The sequence below is a fragment of the Litorerythrobacter xanthomarinus genome, from assembly GCF_046254955.1.
Taxonomy (GTDB): Bacteria; Pseudomonadota; Alphaproteobacteria; order Sphingomonadales; family Sphingomonadaceae; genus Qipengyuania_C.
The window spans coordinates 118,618-137,696 of the sequence record NZ_JBJXRG010000001.1 but is presented as its reverse complement, the minus strand read 5'-3'; the positions used below and the strand labels follow the sequence as shown (position 1 = coordinate 137,696).

Here is a 19,079-nt window from a genome sequence, read left to right as displayed (position 1 = left end):
TCCCGAGTCCCAGATATCGGGGCAGGGTGCCCGTGAGTGTGCACGGGTGCCTGCGGGGAGGCTGTGTCCGGAAAAGAGGCCCTAACAGGGGAAACGGGCGAGGTGACGGGAGTGTCTTTCGGAGGTTACAGTGGTCAGGCCTACTCGCCCGCGGGCGATAAGGGTCGCTTCACTCTGCCTCCACTCTTCCGCAAGGCGGTTCGCGAATCGAGCGAAGGCCGGATCCTCTGCCTCGCAAAACATGATCGCTGGGACTGCCTCACCGGGTTTGGCCTCTCGCGCAAACCCGAACTTGAAGACCAGCTCGATCGCGAAGAAGAGCGTGCCATCCGCACTGGCAGTGACTTCGATCGCGACATGCGCGCAATGCACCTCTTCGGGTTCTCCGAAGTTCCTTTTGACGACAGCGGACGCTTCGTCATGCCCGAGCACTTGCGCGATCTCGCCGGGATCGAAAGCGGGCTTTACTTCCAGGGCGCCGGACGCTTCTTCACCATTTGGAACCCCGATGCGCTGCAGGCGATGGGCCCCGATTGGGCGCCCGCGCAAGCCGCTTGCGCCAGCCTGCTGGCCGAGGCCGAAGCCAAGGGGAAGCGCAAGTGACCCTCGCACATTCTCCGGCTCCCCACATTCCCGTACTCCTCGATGAAGTTATCGCTGCCCTATCCCCGCAGGCCGGCGATGTGATTGTTGACGCTACTTTCGGCGCGGGTGGTTACACGAGGGCCCTGCTTGATGCAGGCGCCACCGTGCATGCATTCGACAGGGACCCCGATGCCATCGCTTCGGGTCGCACCTGGCGTGAGACGGAAGAAAATCCGCCGCGCCTGATCCTGCACCCGCGCCGCTTTTCCGAAATGGTTTCCTCGCTCGCCGAGGTAGGCGTTGCGCAGGTCGATGGCGTGGTGATGGATATCGGCGTGTCTTCGATGCAGCTCGACCAGGCCGACCGCGGTTTCGCTTTCTCGCTTGATGGCCCGCTCGACATGCGCATGAGCCAGGAAGGCGAGAGTGCCGCCGATTTCCTCAATTCCGCCAGCGCCGATGCGATTGCCGACGTGCTCTATACTTACGGCGAGGAACGTCAGTCGCGCCGCGTTGCGCGTGCTATCGTTGCGGCCCGTCCATTGGAAACGACCGGCGATCTCGCCAGGGCCGTACGCAAGGCCCTCGGCCACAAACCGGGCGCGCCCAAGGATCCCGCGACACGCAGCTTCCAGGCGATCCGCATTCATGTGAACGGCGAACTTGATGAACTTACCGCTGCGCTAGGCGCGTCCGAACAATTGCTTGGTGAAGGCGGCAAGCTGGCGGTGGTGAGCTTCCATTCGCTTGAAGACCGGATCGTAAAGCGCTTCCTGCGTGAAGCCTCGGCCAAATCAGCAGGCTCGCGTCACCTGCCGCAAACCGCCACCGCTCCTGCTCCCTTCGCGCAAGTATCGAAAGCGATCCGCGCCAGCGAAGCAGAGACCCAGCGCAATCCCCGCGCTCGCTCAGCCGTCTTGCGCCACGCCACCCGCACAGCAGTTCCGGCCCGGCAGGAGGCCGCGTGATGGTGCAGGGCAGCCGCATCCGCCAGATCGGATGGGCCGTTGCGCTCACGATTTGCTTCGGCATTTTTGCCGCGCTGACTTTCCAGGTGAATTCGGTGAAGAGCGAAGTGCGCCTCGCAGAACGGCATATCGTCGCGCTCGAACGCGAAAAGCTGCTGCTCGAAACCGAGTTCCAGGCCCGCGCCAACCAGCAGCAGTTGGCCGACTGGAACGCCATCGAATTCGGTTACAAGGCTCCGCGTGCGGACCAGTACATCGCCGGCGAGCGCCAGCTTGCCAGCCTCGGCGTACCGACCGGTGTCGGTGCTCCAAGCCCGATCCGCGTTGCACGAGCGCCCGACAGTGAAGAACTGGGAATGCCTGAGATGGTTTCGCCAGTTTCCGGTCGGCAATTGCTCGGCGCCGAACCGGATCAGCCGGTTTCCCAAGAGCGTGAAGCGAACTCTGTCGCATCGGAGTTTGCCCGTGCTTTCGGTGAGACAACTCCCCTCGTCGCCCGGGTCGCAGAGGTCGTCGAATGAATGCCGTGACGGTGAGCACCGCGATCACAACCGGTCGGGTGCAACTTGTCAGTGTCCGCCGCAAGTCGCTCGATATCGCGCGCTGGCGCGTACTGTGGATCGCGATCCTATTCGCCTTCGTCGCCATCTTGGCGATCGGGCGCATCTTCTACCTGGGCTTCAACGACAAGGCGGTCACGACCACCTCGCTCGAGGAGGCGTTGCTGCCACCGCGCGGCGAGATTACCGATCGCAACGGTGTCCCGCTTGCGCGCGCATTCCCCGCTTATGCCTTGTGGTTCAATCCCGAGGCGCTGGGTGACGATGGCGCGCCGCTGGTGAAATCACCCGAAGTGGTTGCGGCAAAGCTGGCGGCGATCTTCCCTGATATGGATGAGGCCGAGATTGTCGCACGCCTCACCTCTGGACGATCGGGCTACCTGCGCCGCCGCGTCTTACCCGAAGAGGCCAATGCGGTGCAGGCAATCGGCGAGATCGCGCTCGAAATGCCGCAGGAAACCGACCGCCATTACCCCCAAGGCTCGATGGGGGCGCATGTTCTCGGTTTCGTTGCCGCCGACGGCCATGGCCGGGTGGGCATGGAAGCAGTGCTCGACGACTATCTGCTCGATCCCGCGACACGCGGCCAACCGGCTGCTCTTTCGATCGATATGCGCGTGCAGGGTGCGCTCGAAGATGAATTACGGCGCGGGATGCTCGCGGTGAATGCCGCTGGTGCTGCCGGTATCGTGCTCGATGTTGAAACCGGCGAAGTGCTTGGCCTTGCCAGCCTGCCCGAGTTTGATCCCAACCGGATCGACGCAAAGGGCGAAAAGGCGATGTTCAATCGCGTGACCAACCAAGTCTATGAATTGGGTTCGACCTTCAAGCCGCTGACAGTCGCTGCCGCGATTGATGCCGGCGTGGTCACCGATGTCAGCCGCCACTGGGATGCGCGCCCTCTCAAGGTCGGCCGATTCACAATCAAAGACATGAAGCCCAAGGGTGAGACGCTGAATGTGCCCGCGGCGCTGATGTATTCCTCGAACACGGTCACCGCCCGCATAGCAGATGAACTGGGGCCGGAACGCCTGCGCCGCACGCTTATCGATCTCGGCATGAACGAGCGGCCCTATATTGAGCTTCCCGCGCGCGGCTTCCCGCTGTGGCCGGGCGACAACTGGCGGCGGTTGCGCACGATGACGATCGGTTATGGCCACGGTATTGCCGTGACACCCCTGCATCTCGCCAGCGCATATGCCGCGATGGTCAATGGGGGGATCTGGCGCCCGGCAACCTTGCACAAGGTCGCTCCGGGCGAAGCTAGCAAGGGGCGCCGCGTGTTCAAGGCTTCGACCTCTTCGCGCATGCGTCAGATGCTGCGCATGACTTCCATCTACGGCACGGGCCGGAGCGCCGATGCTCCCGGTTACCGGATCGGCGGCAAGACGGGGTCTGCCGAGAAACCAGGACAAGGCGGCTACAAGCGGACGACGCTGATCTCAACTTTCGCTGCCGCGTTCCCGATGGACCGCCCGCGCTATGTCGTGGTGGCCATGCTCGATGAGCCCAAGGGCACTGTGGCAAGCTCATTCCAGCGCACTGCCGCTTGGAACGCGGCACCGATAGTCGGCAAGCTTGTGCCGCGGATCGGACCCATTCTCGGCGTCCAGCCCGATACTTCGCGCGATGTCGACATCAGCGACCTTCGTCCTCTGGTAAAGGGGGATGATAATTGAAACTGGGGCGGATCGCAGCGGGGGCGGGGATCGATTGCGGGGACTGTGGCGAGGCCAACGTCACGGGCTTTGCTATAGACCACCGCAAGGTTGCACCGGGCACTGTATTCGGTGCTTTCGAAGGCGCGCGCGTCAACGGCGAGGAATTCATCCCAGCCGCTATCGAAGCGGGTGCCGTGGCAGTGGTTGCGCGTCCGCAGGCCGAAGTCAGCGGCGCAGTCCACATCGCCGATCCCGAACCGCGCCGGGCGTTTGCTAGTCTGGCCGCACAATTCTTTTCCCCGGTGCCGGAGACGATTGTTGCGGTCACCGGTACCAATGGCAAGACTTCCACTGTCGAGATGACTCGTCAGCTCTGGCGCATGGCAGGTGAGCGCGCCGCGTCGATCGGTACACTGGGTGTGACCACACCCGATGAAAGCGTGTCGACCGGGCTGACCACGCCCGATATTGTCACATTCCTTTCCAACATGACCGGGTTGGCGCGCGAAGGCGTCACGCATGTCGCCTACGAGGCATCTAGCCACGGGCTTTCGCAATTTCGCAATGAAGGTGTGCCCGTTTCGGTTGCCGCCTTCACCAATTTCAGCAGAGATCACCTCGATTATCACGGAACGATGGAAGATTACTTCGCGGCCAAGATGCGGCTCTTCAGCGAGGTCACCGGAAAAGATGCCACAGCGATCATCTGGTCGAACGGCGATGACTGGTCTCACAAGGCTATCGAGCATGCGCGTACTTGCTGCGCGCGCGTGCTCACTCTGGGCGAGCAAGGCGATTTCATTCGCTTGCTCGCCCACAAGCCTACCCAGCTGGGTCAGACCATCACCATCGAGCACGATGGCGAGACACGCGATTGCACCTTGCCGCTCATTGGCGACTACCAGGCTGCCAATGCGTTTACCGCTGCGGCGCTGGTGATTGCATCGGGCGGCGATGCGAGCGCAACGTTCGTCAATCTTGCGCGGCTACAACCCGTGCGCGGAAGGCTCGAGCGGGCCGCTATCGCGCCGAGCGGTGCACCGATTTACATCGACTACGCCCATACGCCCGAGGCGCTGGAAGCCGCGATTACTGCTCTGCGTCCTCACGTGGAAGGACGCTTGATTGCCGTATTCGGCGCAGGCGGAGACCGCGATCAGGGCAAACGCACGCCGATGGGCGAAGCGGCTGCTGCCAATGCCGATCTTGTGATCGTAACGGACGATAATCCGCGCGGCGAAGATCCTGCTGCGATCCGGCGCGAGGTCCTCGCGGGTGCTGGCAAGGTTGCGCGCGAGATCGGCGACCGGCGCGAAGCCATTCAGGCTGGCATCAGCGAAGCCGGAGCACAGGATATCGTGCTCATCGCCGGCAAGGGGCACGAACAAGGGCAAATCATCGGGTCGGGAGAGAATATGCGGGTGTTACCCTTTGATGATGTGGCAGTGGCCCGCGAATGCGCGGCCATGCAATCAGCCGGCGCAGGAGGCGCTGCATGAGCGCGCTGCTCAAATGGCCGATAACGGCGCGTGACAGTCTCCCGCTTGCGCTGTGGAGCGCCCGCGAGATCGCCGCAGCGACCGGCGGCGAGGCCAATGGCGCCTTCCAGGTATCTGGGGTCGAAATGGATTCGCGCGATGTGCGTCCGGGCGATCTGTTCGTGGCACTCAAGGGCGAGGCGATGGACGGCCACTGCTTTGTCGACGCGGCTTTTGCCAAAGGCGCAGCAGCCGCATTGGTCAGCGAACCTGTTGATGGTCCGCATGTTCTGGTCGCAGACACTACTGAAGCCCTGGAGGCGCTGGCTAACGCTGCGCGCGGCCGTGCCGAGGCGGTCCGGATCGGGGTGACCGGATCGGTCGGCAAGACCGGGGTGAAGGAAGCTATTTTCGCAGCGCTTGACCGTTCGAGCCGCGGCGCAGCGCATCGCTCGGTGCGTTCCTACAATAACCATGTCGGCGTGCCGCTCAGCCTTGCGCGGATGCCCGCGCGCAGCAAATTCGGTGTCTTTGAAATGGGCATGAACCATGCCGGCGAGATTTCCGGGCTGACGGCGCAGGCGAAGCCGCATGTGGCAGTTGTGACCACGATCGCACCCGCGCATATCGAGAATCTTGGCAGCATGGAGGCGATCGCCGATGCCAAGAGCGAGATCTTTGCAGGCCTGGTCGAAGGCGGAACTGCCGTAATCCCGGCTGACAGCGAGTATTTCGAGCGCCTCAAGAGCCATGCCGAGAAATCGGGTGCCAAGGTGGTATCCTTCGGCCGTGCCGATCACGCCGACGTGCGGCTGCTCGATGCTATCCCGATGAGCCATGGCGGAACGCTGGTCACCGCAACGCTTGGCGATGCGCGCTTGTGCTTCACTGTAGCCGAGCCGGGCGATCACTGGATCAGCAATGCGCTGTGCGTTGTTGCGGCGGTTCGTGCTGCCGGGGGCGACCTTGGTGCAGCAGGGCTTGCGCTGGCTGAGATGGGCGGCCTCAAAGGTCGCGGTGCGCGTCACAGGATCGGGGCTCCAGGCGGCAATGCGCTGCTGATCGACGAAAGCTATAACGCCAATCCTGCCTCGATGCGGGCGACCCTGCGTCAACTGGGCCAAACGCCCGCCACACGCCGCGTCGCGGTGCTCGGCAGCATGAAGGAACTGGGCGACTTCGCCGCCAAATTCCACGCCCAGCTGGCCGAGCCGATTTACGAGGCGAAGGTCGACTTCGCGGTGCTGGTGGGAGAGGAGATGCGGGCGCTTGCACGCGAGTTGGGGAAACCTTCCGCGCATCCGCTTGGCAACCCCCTGACCTTCGCGCATTGCAACAGCCCAGACGAAGCGATCGAGCAGCTTGAGGAGTACGGGATCACCGCAGGTGACGCCGTGCTGGTAAAGGGGTCGAACTCGATCGGGCTGGGCGCGCTCATTACCCACTTTGTGGGCCGGGAAATCTAATGCTCTTTTTGATCGCCGAATGGTTGGGTTTCGATGGTGTATTGAACCTCGTGCGCTACCAGACGTTCCGCGTCGGCGCGACGCTGATCACGGCGCTTTTTATCGGGCTGCTGATCGGCCCGAAGTTCATCAACATGCTGCGCGTGCGCCAGGGCAAGGGACAACCGATCCGCGAGGATGGGCCGCAAAGCCACCTCGCCAAGCGCGGCACGCCGACCATGGGCGGATTGATGATCCTCGTCTCGCTAGTTCTGTCGCTGCTCTTGTGGATGGACCTTTCGAGCCCGCTGGTCTGGGCCTGTCTCGCCGTTACGACCGGGTTCGGGTTGATTGGCTTTCTCGATGATTACGACAAGGTGTCCAAGGCCAGCCATAAGGGTGTCTCGGGCAAGGTACGATTGCTGCTTGAATTCGTAATTGCAGGCGCGGCCGCATGGATCATCGTGAGCGAGATCGACACCACCTTTGTCTACGTACCATTCTTCAATAATCTCGGTTTCGAGCTGGGCCCGATCTACTATCTCTTCGCCGCCACCGTGATCGTTGGATTTGGCAATGCCGTGAACCTGACCGATGGGCTTGACGGGCTGGCGACCATGCCGGTGATCATCGCCGCGGGCACCTTCGCGCTTATTGCTTACCTTGTCGGCCGCGTCGATTACTCCGAATATCTCGGCATTCCCTATGTCGAGGGGGCGGGCGAGCTGGCGGTATTCTGCGGCGCGATCATGGGGGCAGGGCTTGCTTTCCTGTGGTTCAATGCGCCTCCGGCCGCCGTGTTCATGGGCGATACGGGGTCGCTTGCGCTGGGCGGAGCGCTGGGAGCAGTGGCCGTCGCAAGCCATCACGAGATTGTGCTGCTGATCGTTGGCGGACTGTTCGTGGTCGAAACCGCCAGCGTCATCATCCAGGTGTTCTGGTTCAAACGCACGGGCAAGCGCGTCTTCCGTATGGCCCCGATTCATCACCATTTCGAACAGCTGGGCTGGAGCGAAAGCACCGTGGTGATCCGGTTCTGGATCGTCTCGATCGTGCTCGCGCTGGCCGGATTGGCAACGCTGAAGCTGAGATGATTACCTCTCCCGCCTTTTCCGGAAAAAAGTACGCTGTGCTCGGCCTGGCCCGCTCGGGCTTTGCGGTCGTTCGGGCGCTGGTGGCAAGCGGGGCCGAAGTCACCGCGTGGGACAGGCAAGAGGACGCGCGCGCCAAGGTCGAAGGACTGGTCGAACTTGCCGATCCGCTGGAGCAGGACCTGACCGGATACGCCGGGGTCGTGGTCTCACCGGGAGTGCCGCTCAACACGCATCCCATTGCGGGCCATGCGGCGAAGTTCGGCGTTCCGGTGATCGGCGATATCGAACTCTTTGCGCAGGCGCGGGCGGACCTGCCGGCCCATAAGGTCGTCGGGATCACCGGGACCAATGGCAAATCGACCACGACTGCGCTGGTGCATCATATCCTGAAAGAGGCGGGCGTGCCGACGCTGATGGGCGGCAATATCGGTATCCCGATCATGGAGCAGGAGCCCTTGCCTGAAGGCGGGGTCTATGTGCTCGAACTGTCGAGCTACCAAATCGACCTGACGCAAAGCCTCGATTGCGACGTTGCTATGCTACTTAACATCACGCCCGACCACCTCGATCGGTATGATGGAAGCTTTGAGAATTATGCCGAGGCCAAAAGTCGCCTGCTATCCATGCAGAGCGAAGCTCACTACGCTCTGGTAAACTGGCAGGGATTTGAAGCCGGGACAATTCGCGTCGGCAAGTCGGGTTTCAATTGCATAGTCCCGGCAGCAACTGATGCACAGGTGAATTGGCCTTCATTGCAGGGCCCCCACAATGCGGAAAATGCCGGAGCAGCAATGGCGGCATGTGCATGGCTAGGCTTGAGCGTAGACCCAATCGAAAAGGGCCTCCGCAGCTTTACCGGCCTCCCGCACCGCATGGAGCTTGTCGCAGATCACAACGGTGTCCTCCTCATCAACGACTCCAAGGCAACCAACCAGGCGTCCACCGCTCCGGCGCTCGCCGCCTATCCTCACGATCCCGGCATCAACGATGGCGCGCCGCGTATCCACTGGATCGTCGGCGGTTTGCCCAAGGAGCCGGGCCTGCGGGAATGCGCGCAGCACATTGACAATATCGCCGCCGCCTACACGATTGGCGAGGCAGGACCTGCTTTTGCCGACGAACTCGAAGGCCAAGTCCCCGTCAGACGCACCGAAATGCTGTGCGAAGCGGTCAAGCAGGCAATGGAGGCCGCGCGTCCGGGCGAAGTGGTGTTGCTCTCGCCGGCCTGCGCCAGCTTCGACCAGTTCAAGGATTACGAGCAACGCGGCGACCAGTTTCGCGATATCGTCACCGCGCTCACCAGCGGCGAATACGAGAATAACACTGCGCCCTGCTGCGAGGTGGCATTGTGAATATCTCGCAGCCCTACCTCCCACGCGCCGGTGAACGCGCGCCGCGCCGCGAGAAATTTCGCGGATCGCGCCGGTCAGAGCTCAAGATCTGGTGGCGCGAGATCGACCGGGTGTTGTTGATCCTGGTCCTGATCCTGATGGCCGTCGGGACAATCGCAGTCGCCGCCGCCTCGCCAGCAAGCGCGGACCGGCTATCGACTGCGGCCAAGACGCTGCCCGAATTCTATTTCTACTGGCAGCACATTATCTGGCAATTTCTGGGGCTCGGTGCCCTGATCGGTGCCTCGATGCTGACCCGGGAAAATGCGCGCCGCGTGGGTATCGTGCTGGCCGTTTCCATGTTTGTCGCCCTGCTGGCCGTTCCCGTGCTTGGCGCGGAAGTCAACGGCTCGCGGCGCTGGATCAACCTCGGCATGCGTTTCCAGCCATCCGAGTTTCTCAAGCCGGGGTTTGCCATTTTCCTCGCCTGGGTGCTCTCTTGGAAGACACGCGATCCCAATATCCCGGTGCTGGGCATCGCCTCATGCTGCATGGGGCTGGTGGCTGTATTGCTGATGCTTCAGCCGAACCTTGGCGATACGATGCTGTTCGGCGGTGTCTGGTTCGTGCTGGTGCTTCTCGCCGGTGTGCCGGTGAAACGGTTGGCATGGCTTGTCGGCGGCACTTTCGCGCTGCTGACTGCGACCTATTTCCTTTACGATAACGCGCGTCACCGGATCGATGACTTCCTGTTTGGCGGTACGGCGTTCGACCAGGTCGATCTTGCCAGCCGGACCTTGCTGGCAGGCGGATGGACTGGGAGCGGGCTGTGGCTTGGCATCCGCAAGATGAACCTGCCCGAAGCACATACGGACTATATCTTCTCGGTCATCGGCGAAGAATTCGGCCTGCTGATCTGTGCGCTGGTGGTCCTGCTTTACCTTGCGATCCTGGTGCGCGTCCTGGTGCGGCTGGTCGACGAGGAAGACTTGTTCACGCTGCTCGCCGCAGCCGGGCTTGTCACGCAGATCGGCGGACAGGCTTTCATCAACATCCTCGTCAACCTGCAGCTATTCCCATCGAAGGGGATGACGCTGCCGCTGGTGAGCTATGGCGGTTCATCTACGATCGCCGTGTGCCTTACTGTCGGCTTGCTGCTCTCGATCACGCGGCGTAACCCGTTCTTGCGGCGCGAGACTCCGGGTCTTGTCGCATTGCTTGAATCCAAAGCGAAGGACCGGGGAAAATGAGCGGTCCCAATCGCCATTATGTACTCGCTGCGGGCGGGACGGGCGGGCACCTGATCCCCGCGTTCGCGCTGGCGACCGAGCTGGAACGGCGAGGCCATCACGTCGCGCTGATCACCGATGAACGCGGGGCCAAGATCCCCGGCAAGCCAGACTTTCTCCCCGCGCACGTCCTCCCAGCTGGTCGGATTACCAAGAACCCGCTCAGCTGGTTCAAGGGTCTTGCTGCGATCCTCGAAGGGCGGCGCATGGCATTGCGGCTGTTCGAAAGCTTCGAACCGAGCGCGATTGTCGGCTTTGGCGGCTACCCCGCATTCCCGGCGCTACTTGCTGCGACCAGCGCGGGCGTTCCCAGTGTCATCCACGAACAGAACGCGGTGCTCGGAAGGGTCAACCGGATGCTCGCGGGGCGGGTCAATGCCATTGCCACGGCTTGCCCTGATGTCGAGCGTTTGAAGCACAAGTATATCGAGAAAGTCCATCTGGTCGGCAATCCGGTCCGCGCTGATCTGCTTGCGCTGCGTGATGAGCCTTTTCCTCCGTTCTCGGATGATGGCTTGCTGCGCGTGCTGATTACCGGCGGAAGCCAGGGCGCGAGCGTGCTCAGCCTGATTGTGCCCGATGGTCTCTCGATGCTCCAGCCTGCGCTGCGCCAGCGCCTGCAGGTAACGCAGCAGTGCCGACCCGAAGACCTCGAGGCGGTGCGCGAGCGCTACCGTACCCACGATATTCCCGCCGAATGCGCGACCTATTTCGAGGACATGGCAGCACGGCTTGCCCATGCGCACCTGTTCATCGGGCGAGCAGGCGCATCGACCATCGCCGAACTCACGGCAGTCGGGCGACCGGCCATCCTCGTTCCGCTGCCCATCGCGACAGACAACCACCAGGCTGCCAATACTCGCGAAATGACCAAAGCGGGTGGTGCGCGCGCGATCAAGCAGGATAACTTCACCGCAAAGGAGCTGGCCAAGCAGCTGCAGGCGCTGGCGCAGGATCCTGCTTCGCTTGCCAACGCCGCTCATGCCGCATGGAACTGCGGCCGGCCCAAGGCAGTGAAGGACCTAGCGGACCTGGTCGAAAGCTTCGGCGGAGCCTCGATGATGGATGTCATCCGGCTGGCTGACGAACCGATTGGCGAACGATCGCGCGGGCTGGCAGGAGACCCGGCATGAAGGGTGTGGGTACGGATATCGGGACGATCCATTTCGTCGGCATCGGCGGGATCGGCATGTCCGGGATTGCCGAGGTGATGAACAACCTCGGCTACACAGTCCAGGGCAGCGACATCAACGAAAGCGCGACTGTCGAGCGGCTGCGTTCGCAAGGTATCGCGGTCAAGATCGGGCACGAGAAAGAGAATGTCGAAGGTGCGGCGGTAATCGTCACCTCGACCGCAGTCCGCCGGACCAATCCCGAAGTCGCGCATGCACTGGAAAACCGTATTCCGGTGGTACGGCGCGCCGAGATGTTGGCCGAGCTTATGCGGCTGAAGAACACGATTGCCGTGGCCGGAACGCATGGCAAGACCACAACTACCAGCATGATCGCCGCACTGCTTGACGCGGGCAATGTCGATCCCACGGTCATCAATGGCGGGATCATCGAGCAGTACGGCTCGAACGCACGTCTGGGCGATTCCGACTGGATGGTGGTCGAGGCAGACGAAAGCGACGGGAGCTTCCTTCGGCTCGACGGCACTCTTGCTGTTGTCACCAATATCGATCCCGAACACCTCGATCACTATGGTGATTTCGACGGCGTGAAGGACGCCTTCGTCGAGTTCATCCATAACGTGCCATTCTATGGAGCGGCGGTGCTGTGCATCGATCATCCCGAAGTACAGGCGGTGATTGGCAAAGTGCGCGACCGCCGGGTCGTGACCTATGGCTTTTCGCTCCAGGCCGACATTTGCGGTGTGAACGTCCAGCCGGAAGAGGGCGGCAACAGCTTCGACGTCATCGTCCGTCAGCGCGGCGAGGAAGACCGCCGGATCGAAGGCGTGAAGCTCCCGATGCCCGGACGACATAATGTCCAGAACGCGCTCGCGGCAATCGCGGTGGCGATCGAGATGGGCTGCTCGGACGAGGTGATCTGCAACGGCTTCAGCGAGTTCGGCGGTGTTCGCCGGCGCTTCACCAAGGCCGGCTCCTACAATGGCGCGACCATAATCGACGACTATGCGCATCACCCGGTCGAGATTGAGGCCGTGCTGTCGGCCGCGCGCGAATCCGCCGAAGTCTCTGGCGGCAAGGTATTCGCTGTGGTCCAGCCGCATCGCTTTACTCGGCTGCGCGATCTGATGGATGACTTCCAGAGCTGCTTCAACCAGGCCGACCAGGTCTATGTCGCTCCGGTTTACACCGCAGGCGAAGATCCGATCGAAGGTGTGGATGCGGCAGCGCTGGTGGCCGGTCTCAAGTCGCGCGGCCATCGCGCGGCAGCGGAAATCGCCGATCAGGATGTTCTGGCACAGGAACTGGCAGGCCAGTTGGGCGCTGGCGACTATGTCGTGTGCCTTGGCGCGGGCGACATCACGAAATGGGCTACAGGGCTCGAAGCCGGTCTCGCCAAGGAAGGCGCAGGCGGATGATGTCGACCCAGCCCGATGACTGGCCGATGCTCGACGATGGCATGGCGCCCGGTTCGGAAACCGAGGCGATCTCCGCCGATCTCATTCCAGTCGGCAATATTCGCGGCAAGCTGACGCGTGGCGCGCCGCTGGCCAAGCTGGTCTGGTTCAAGACGGGCGGCAATGCGGACTGGCTGTTCGAACCCGAAGATCTCGACGACTTGCGTGGTTTTCTTGAGGGGTTGCAGGGTGATCTATCGGTAATGGCGCTTGGTCTGGGCTCCAATCTGATTGTGCGCGACGGCGGCGTGCCTGGCGTCGTGATCCGCCTTGGCAAGCCGTTTGCGCAGGTCTTGGACAAGGGCGATCACGTGCTGGAGTGCGGCGGCGGGGCGAGCGGAATCCTCGTCTCATCAACCGCGCGCGATGCCGGAATTGCGGGACTCGAATTCCTGCGCGGGATTCCCGGCACAGTGGGCGGTTTCGTGCGCATGAACGGCGGCGCTTATGGCCGAGAAGTTGCCGATGTTCTGATCGATTGCGACGTCGTCATGCCCGACGGCAACTTCGTGAAACTTCCCGCTGCGGACCTGCAATACACATATCGCCATTCCGCCTTGCCCGAAGGTGCTGTTGTGGTGGCGGCGCGGTTCCAGGGCGAACCGGGGGATCCCGAGGAAATCGGCGCGGAGATGGACCGGATCGCCGAGGCGCGCGAGCAATCGCAACCGCTGCGGACCAAGACCGGAGGGTCGACTTTCAAGAATCCGGAAGGCCACAAGGCCTGGCAACTGGTCGACGCTGCCGGGTGCCGCGGGCTGACGATGGGCGGCGCGCAGGTTTCCGAGAAGCACACCAATTTCCTCATCAACACCGGCGATGCGACGAGCGCCGATATCGAAGGTCTCGGCGAAGAAGTGAAGCGGCGGGTTTACGAGAATTCGGGCGTGCAGCTCGAATGGGAGATCCAGCGGGTGGGGCGGCCATGAGCGACTTTCTTGATCGCAAGCTCCACATTGCCGTCCTGATGGGCGGTTGGGCCAATGAGCGTGAGGTCTCGCTGATGTCGGGCGAAGGTGTCGCCAAGGCGCTCGAAGAGCGCGGCCATCGTGTGACACGGATCGATATGGACCGGCAGGTCGCCGCGCGCATTGCCGAAGCCGCACCCGATGTCGTCTTCAACGCGCTCCACGGTGTGCCGGGCGAAGATGGAACGGTCCAGGGCATGCTCGACCTGATGGGCGTGCCCTATACCCATTCCGGTGTCGCTACGTCTGTCATCGCCATCGACAAGGAACTGACCAAACAGGCACTGGTGCCGCACGGAGTGCCGATGCCTGGTGGCCGCATCGTCAGGAGTACGGACCTCTTTGAGCGTGATCCGATGCCGCGGCCATATGTACTCAAGCCGGTCAACGAGGGCTCCTCAGTGGGCGTTGCCATCGTCACCGACGAAAGCAATTTCGGCAATCCGATTGCGCGCGGCTCGATAGGGCCGTGGCAACAGTTCGAACAACTACTGGCCGAGCCCTATATTCGCGGCCGCGAACTGACCAGCGCAGTGATCGATACGCCTGATGGCCCGCGCGCGCTGGGCGTCACCGAACTGGTCATCGAGAGCGGCTTTTACGACTACGAGCACAAATATACGGACGGCGTGACAACGCATGTTTGCCCGGCCGATGTCCCGGAGCGGATCGCGCGCCTTTGTGAGAAATATGCTATTGATTCGCATAGGATTCTCGGGTGTAGGGGAACTAGCCGGACCGATTATCGCTGGGATGATGAGCTTGGGGAGGACGGTTTGTTCGTGCTTGAAACCAACACCCAACCGGGGATGACACCGCTCAGTCTCGTGCCTGAACAGGCAAAGCAGAATGGAGTAGAATATGGCGAATTGGTCGAAATGATCGTCGCCGCCGCATTGCGCGATCACGGGGCAAACTCTGCCAAAGATTCTAGGGGCATGGGCAATGGCTAAACTCAAACGTTCGGGAAAGACGGTCCGGCGCGCAGCAGCCGCGCGCGGCCGTTCGCAAACCCGGCGCAAGGCAAAGGCGAAAACCTCTTCGGTTCTCGACTCTGCGATTGCACTCTTGCCTTTCACCGAAGAGCAAATCCAGCGCATCTTCCTCGCGATCATCCTGGGCGGTGCCGTGGCACTGGCTTGGTTTGTTGCCAGCCTTGCCGGTGTCCCGGCGATGGCACAGCAGCAGATCGCACACCTCGCCTCCGATGCGGGCTTCGAAGTGCGCCGCGTACGCGTGACCGGGGTTGACCGGATGAACGAGCTCAAGGTTTATGAGCGTGCGCTGGCGGAGCGGGACCGGCCGATGCCGCTGGTCGATCTCGAAGCGCTGCGCAGTGAGATGCTGGCGCTAAGCTGGGTTTCCGACGCGCGCGTTTCGCGCCAGCTGCCCGATACGCTGGCAATCGATATCGTAGAACGCGTCCCGCATGCGGCGCTGGAAAAGCCCGGCCGTTTCGTCCTGATCGATATTGACGGAAACGAGCTGGAAACGATCAAACCCGAAGCCGCCAAGACCATGTTGATGCTCTCTGGCCCCGGCGCGGCCCGGCAAGCGCGCGGCCTGGCCAAGCTGCTTGACGCAGCGCCTGCGCTTGAGCCGCAAGTGGCCGCAGCCGAATGGGTCGGTAACCGCCGCTGGAACCTCACCTTCAAGACCGGACAGATGCTCGCCCTCCCTCATGGCGAGGATATCGCCGCCACGGCGCTGGTTTCCTTCGCCCGGCTCGATGGAACCAACCGGCTCCTGGGCGGGAAGGTCGCTACTTTCGACATGCGCGTGCCGGAGCGCATATACATGCGGATTCCCGGACGCGCGCAGGAAGTCATGAGCGCAAGCGAGGGCGGCAGCTGATGGCAACGCCGCGGATCGCACGCGTCTTCGGAGCCGTGAATATCGGTTCATTCCGTGTGTCGGCCATGATCATGGGGGTCACGGAAACGGGCGAAATGATTGTCCTGGGTTCGGGCCACCGCGAAAGCCGCGGGATCAAGCGCGGTTATGTGACGGATATTGCAGCGGCGACATACGCAATTCGCGATGCGGTGGAACGCGCCGAAAAAAATGCCGGGACCAGCGTATCGAGCGTGTGGATCGCTTGCGCCGGTGCGGGGCTTTCGAGCGCGATCAGCAAGGTCGAGATCGATATCGGTGGCAGACGGATCGAAGAAGAAGATATCGAACAGCTACTGGTGGCGGCGCGCGAAACCATCGATCCCGATGGCCGCATGGTGCTGCATGCTCTGCCTGCGCATTACACGCTCGACGGAGCACATGGGGTCGCCAATCCCAAGGGGCTGCATGCCGAGGCGCTGGGCGTCGATATCCATGTGATGCTGGCCGAAGGCGCACCGGTGAAGAACCTTATCGAAGCGGTCCAGAATGCGCATCTCGATGTCGAAGCGGTCGTCGCGGCGCCGCTCGCGGCGGGATATGCCTGCCTGACGTCAGAAGAGCGTGAGCTCGGTGTCGCGCTGGTGGAAATTGGCGGCGAGGTGACCAATGTCTCGGTTCACGCTGGCGATATGCTGGCCGGAATGAAGACCATCCAGTTCGGTTCGAACGACATCACCGACGCAATCGCCTCAGCGCTTGGCATCCGGCGTTTTCAGGCAGAGCGGCTGAAATGTGTGGCTGGATCGGCGATTGCGAGCCCGTCCGACCATCGCGAGATGATCCCGGTCAATGGTCCGGGGGATGAAAACGCCGGCCCGATCGCTCGCGGGGCCGATGATCGCAACCGCATTCCGCGCAGCGAGCTCGTTTCCATCGTGACCGGTCAGTTGTCGCAGCTTACCGACGAGATCGGCCGCGCGCTCAAGCCTCTTGGTTTCTCGGCGCGGCGCGGGGGCCAGATCGTGCTTACCGGCGGCGGCGCAGAACTCGCGGGCATCGCCGAGTTTGCCCAAAGCGCACTGGGATGCTCGGTGAGGGTGGGCAAGCCGCCCGCACTGCGCGGCCTGCCCGAAGCGCATTCGGTGCCCGGATTCGCTACGCTGGCGGGGCTTTGCCTCTATGCCGCAGACGATCCGGTCGACATCCGCTCGATCGGGCCAAGCTACCAGCAAACCACCCGCTATTCGGGTGTTGAGCTAGCAAATCGCGTGTGGCGCGCGGTTAAGGAGTACTTCTGAGTGCCAACTACGGCCAAACTCGGCATTATGTTTGTGGATAAGGCGACGCCCGCTATCCGCCGCGTTAACTCTTTGTGCCAGATTAGCGGGCAAATAACGTCCGCGCCCAAGATTCCGCAAAGGAAAACCTAATGAGCATTAATATCGGCCCCGCTGAAAGCGATGAGCTCAAGCCTCGCATCACGGTAGTCGGCGTCGGTGGCGCAGGCGGAAATGCCATCGCCAACATGATCGCTGCAAACATCGAAGGCGTCGAGTTCCTCGTCGCCAATACCGATGCGCAGGCATTGACCAACGCGGCTACCGACGCGCGTATCCAGCTGGGTCCGGATATCACCGGCGGACTGGGTGCAGGCGCGCGGCCCGAAGTCGGCAAGGCCGCCGCTGAAGAAACAGTCTCCGATATAGAGAAAGCGCTCGAAGGCGTGAACATGTGCTTCATCGCGGCGGGGATGGGCGGCGGGACCGGCACCGGCGCTGCACCCGTAATTGCCGAAGCAGCCCGGCGGATGGGCGTGCTGACGGTGGGTGTGGTTACCAAGCCGTTCCTGTTCGAAGGCTCGCGCCGCATGAAGGCGGCGGAAGCCGGGATCGACGAGCTGCAGAAGCATGTCGATACGCTGATCGTCATCCCGAACCAGAACCTGTTCCTTGTCGCCAAGGCGGAAACGACATTCAAGGAAGCGTTTATGCTGGCGGACGAGGTCCTGCAGCAGGGCGTCCGCTCGATCACCGACCTGATGGTCATGCCCGGCCTGATCAATCTCGACTTTGCCGACGTGCGTTCGGTGATGAGCGAAATGGGCAAGGCAATGATGGGCACCGGCGAAGCCGAGGGCGACAACCGCGCACTTGAAGCTGCCGAGCATGCCATTTCGAACCCTCTACTCGACGGTGTGTCGATGCAGGGCGCTAAGGGCGTGATCATTTCGATCATCGGCGGCGAAGACATGAAGCTGCTCGAAGTCGACGAGGCCGCCAACCACATTCGCGAGCTGGTTGACGAAGATGCGAACATCATCTGGGGTTCGGCATTCAATCCGGAGCTCGAGGGCAAGATCCGCGTCTCGGTCGTGGCGACCGGGATTGACCAGTCGGCAATTCCTGAAGCGAGCGACCAACGCCCGTTCTCATTGAGCGGTGGGCGAGTGCCCAAGCGTCCTGCGCTCGATCTTGCGAATGAGCTTCCTGAAGAGCCGGCACCGGTCGAGGAAGAACCGTTTGAGCTCTCCGAATCCGCTCCCGCCGAGCCCGCCGAATTGGCGTCGGAAACCGAAGGCGAAGATGTGTTGGCTGAAAGCGAGCCGGTTCCGCTCAATCTCGGTTCAGCCGAAGATTATGCCGAGGACGATGAAGAGTTCGATGATGTCGATGACATCGTAGATCCACTCGCAGGGCTTCGCACGGAAGAAACCGAACGTTTCGACGCGGATCAAGAAGACGGATTGGCTGATCCGGCCGACGATTCCGCCCATACCACCATAGCAGAAGAAAGCGGGTTTGGTTCTCCGCCTGAGAGCGAAGCGGAGCCGCTCAACCTCGATAGTTTCGCGGACGAAAGTAGCGATGATTCAAATGAATTGCTGCTCGGCAGCGATGATATCGCCGAAGAAGAAACCCCGCTCCAGACCAAGCAACCCGGTCGCAGGCGAGGATTGCTTTCCGGCGATGACGCCGCAGGTGCCGCTGCTGCTGGCGGTGCGGCAGGAGGCGTGTCAAGTGGTGCAGAGGGTGCAGCAGCGCCAGCGGGCGGCGCTCCGTCAGGCGATGAGTCGGGTGCAGGCAGCACATTGTTCGAGCGCATGGCCAATCTCTCGCGCGGCACGGGCACTGAGGACGAGGAAGAGGATGAGGACGACGATGACAGCTCCTCGCTCAGCATTCCGCGGTTTTTAGGCCGTCAAAACAACCAATAGCCCAGTGCGAGCTGGCAAGCAGTAAATCGGCCAGCCAGCTTCGCTCGTCTACGCGTGTGA

Annotated in this window: 16 protein-coding genes; all 16 read left to right on the top strand. The window is 62.2% G+C overall.

Annotated features, from left to right (window positions below):
- Positions 1 to 111 precede the first annotated feature (111 nt).
- Entirely contained in the window at positions 112 to 603 is a 492-nt protein-coding gene (locus ACEWMW_RS00695; RefSeq protein ID WP_409411965.1) for a division/cell wall cluster transcriptional repressor MraZ, read from the top strand.
- A complete protein-coding gene (gene rsmH / locus ACEWMW_RS00690) occupies positions 600 to 1,553 on the top strand; it encodes a 16S rRNA (cytosine(1402)-N(4))-methyltransferase RsmH (protein ID WP_409411964.1) in 954 nt (317 codons plus the stop codon). The genes ACEWMW_RS00695 and rsmH overlap by 4 nt, the downstream gene beginning before the upstream one ends.
- Positions 1,553 to 2,074, top strand: coding sequence for a hypothetical protein (locus tag ACEWMW_RS00685; protein WP_409411963.1), 522 nt, complete (start codon positions 1,553 to 1,555; stop codon positions 2,072 to 2,074). Before rsmH ends, ACEWMW_RS00685 begins: the two co-directional genes overlap by 1 nt.
- Complete coding sequence (locus ACEWMW_RS00680; RefSeq protein WP_409411962.1) at positions 2,071 to 3,792, top strand: peptidoglycan D,D-transpeptidase FtsI family protein; 1,722 nt, start codon at positions 2,071 to 2,073, stop codon at positions 3,790 to 3,792. The genes ACEWMW_RS00685 and ACEWMW_RS00680 overlap by 4 nt, the downstream gene beginning before the upstream one ends.
- Positions 3,789 to 5,273, top strand: a complete 1,485-nt coding sequence (locus tag ACEWMW_RS00675; RefSeq protein ID WP_409411961.1) for a UDP-N-acetylmuramoyl-L-alanyl-D-glutamate--2,6-diaminopimelate ligase — start codon at positions 3,789 to 3,791, stop codon at positions 5,271 to 5,273. The genes ACEWMW_RS00680 and ACEWMW_RS00675 overlap by 4 nt, the downstream gene beginning before the upstream one ends.
- Positions 5,270 to 6,718: a UDP-N-acetylmuramoyl-tripeptide--D-alanyl-D-alanine ligase gene (locus ACEWMW_RS00670; protein WP_409411960.1), complete on the top strand. Its 1,449-nt coding sequence runs from the start codon at positions 5,270 to 5,272 to the stop codon at positions 6,716 to 6,718. Before ACEWMW_RS00675 ends, ACEWMW_RS00670 begins: the two co-directional genes overlap by 4 nt.
- Positions 6,718 to 7,791: a phospho-N-acetylmuramoyl-pentapeptide-transferase gene (mraY, locus tag ACEWMW_RS00665; protein WP_409411959.1), complete on the top strand. Its 1,074-nt coding sequence runs from the start codon at positions 6,718 to 6,720 to the stop codon at positions 7,789 to 7,791. The genes ACEWMW_RS00670 and mraY overlap by 1 nt, the downstream gene beginning before the upstream one ends.
- A complete protein-coding gene (gene murD / locus ACEWMW_RS00660) occupies positions 7,788 to 9,143 on the top strand; it encodes a UDP-N-acetylmuramoyl-L-alanine--D-glutamate ligase (protein ID WP_409411958.1) in 1,356 nt (451 codons plus the stop codon). The genes mraY and murD overlap by 4 nt, the downstream gene beginning before the upstream one ends.
- Positions 9,140 to 10,372: an FtsW/RodA/SpoVE family cell cycle protein gene (locus ACEWMW_RS00655; RefSeq protein WP_409411957.1), complete on the top strand. Its 1,233-nt coding sequence runs from the start codon at positions 9,140 to 9,142 to the stop codon at positions 10,370 to 10,372. The genes murD and ACEWMW_RS00655 overlap by 4 nt, the downstream gene beginning before the upstream one ends.
- Positions 10,369 to 11,544 (top strand): undecaprenyldiphospho-muramoylpentapeptide beta-N-acetylglucosaminyltransferase, encoded by a 1,176-nt coding sequence (gene murG, locus ACEWMW_RS00650; RefSeq protein WP_409411956.1) that lies wholly within the window; start codon positions 10,369 to 10,371, stop codon positions 11,542 to 11,544. Before ACEWMW_RS00655 ends, murG begins: the two co-directional genes overlap by 4 nt.
- Complete coding sequence (gene murC, locus ACEWMW_RS00645; protein WP_409411955.1) at positions 11,541 to 12,962, top strand: UDP-N-acetylmuramate--L-alanine ligase; 1,422 nt, start codon at positions 11,541 to 11,543, stop codon at positions 12,960 to 12,962. The genes murG and murC overlap by 4 nt, the downstream gene beginning before the upstream one ends.
- A gap of 41 nt (positions 12,963 to 13,003) precedes the next feature.
- Positions 13,004 to 13,930, top strand: coding sequence for a UDP-N-acetylmuramate dehydrogenase (gene murB, locus ACEWMW_RS00640; RefSeq protein ID WP_409413585.1), 927 nt, complete (start codon positions 13,004 to 13,006; stop codon positions 13,928 to 13,930).
- Positions 13,927 to 14,922, top strand: a complete 996-nt coding sequence (locus ACEWMW_RS00635; RefSeq protein WP_409411954.1) for a D-alanine--D-alanine ligase — start codon at positions 13,927 to 13,929, stop codon at positions 14,920 to 14,922. Before murB ends, ACEWMW_RS00635 begins: the two co-directional genes overlap by 4 nt.
- Positions 14,915 to 15,823 (top strand): cell division protein FtsQ/DivIB, encoded by a 909-nt coding sequence (locus tag ACEWMW_RS00630; RefSeq protein WP_409411953.1) that lies wholly within the window; start codon positions 14,915 to 14,917, stop codon positions 15,821 to 15,823. The genes ACEWMW_RS00635 and ACEWMW_RS00630 overlap by 8 nt, the downstream gene beginning before the upstream one ends.
- The gene (gene ftsA, locus ACEWMW_RS00625) at positions 15,823 to 17,103 is read left to right on the top strand and encodes a cell division protein FtsA (protein ID WP_409411952.1); all 1,281 of its coding nucleotides are present in this window, start codon (positions 15,823 to 15,825) and stop codon (positions 17,101 to 17,103) included. Before ACEWMW_RS00630 ends, ftsA begins: the two co-directional genes overlap by 1 nt.
- A gap of 131 nt (positions 17,104 to 17,234) precedes the next feature.
- Positions 17,235 to 19,019: a cell division protein FtsZ gene (gene ftsZ, locus ACEWMW_RS00620; protein WP_409411951.1), complete on the top strand. Its 1,785-nt coding sequence runs from the start codon at positions 17,235 to 17,237 to the stop codon at positions 19,017 to 19,019.
- The last annotated feature ends 60 nt before the right edge of the window (positions 19,020 to 19,079 follow it).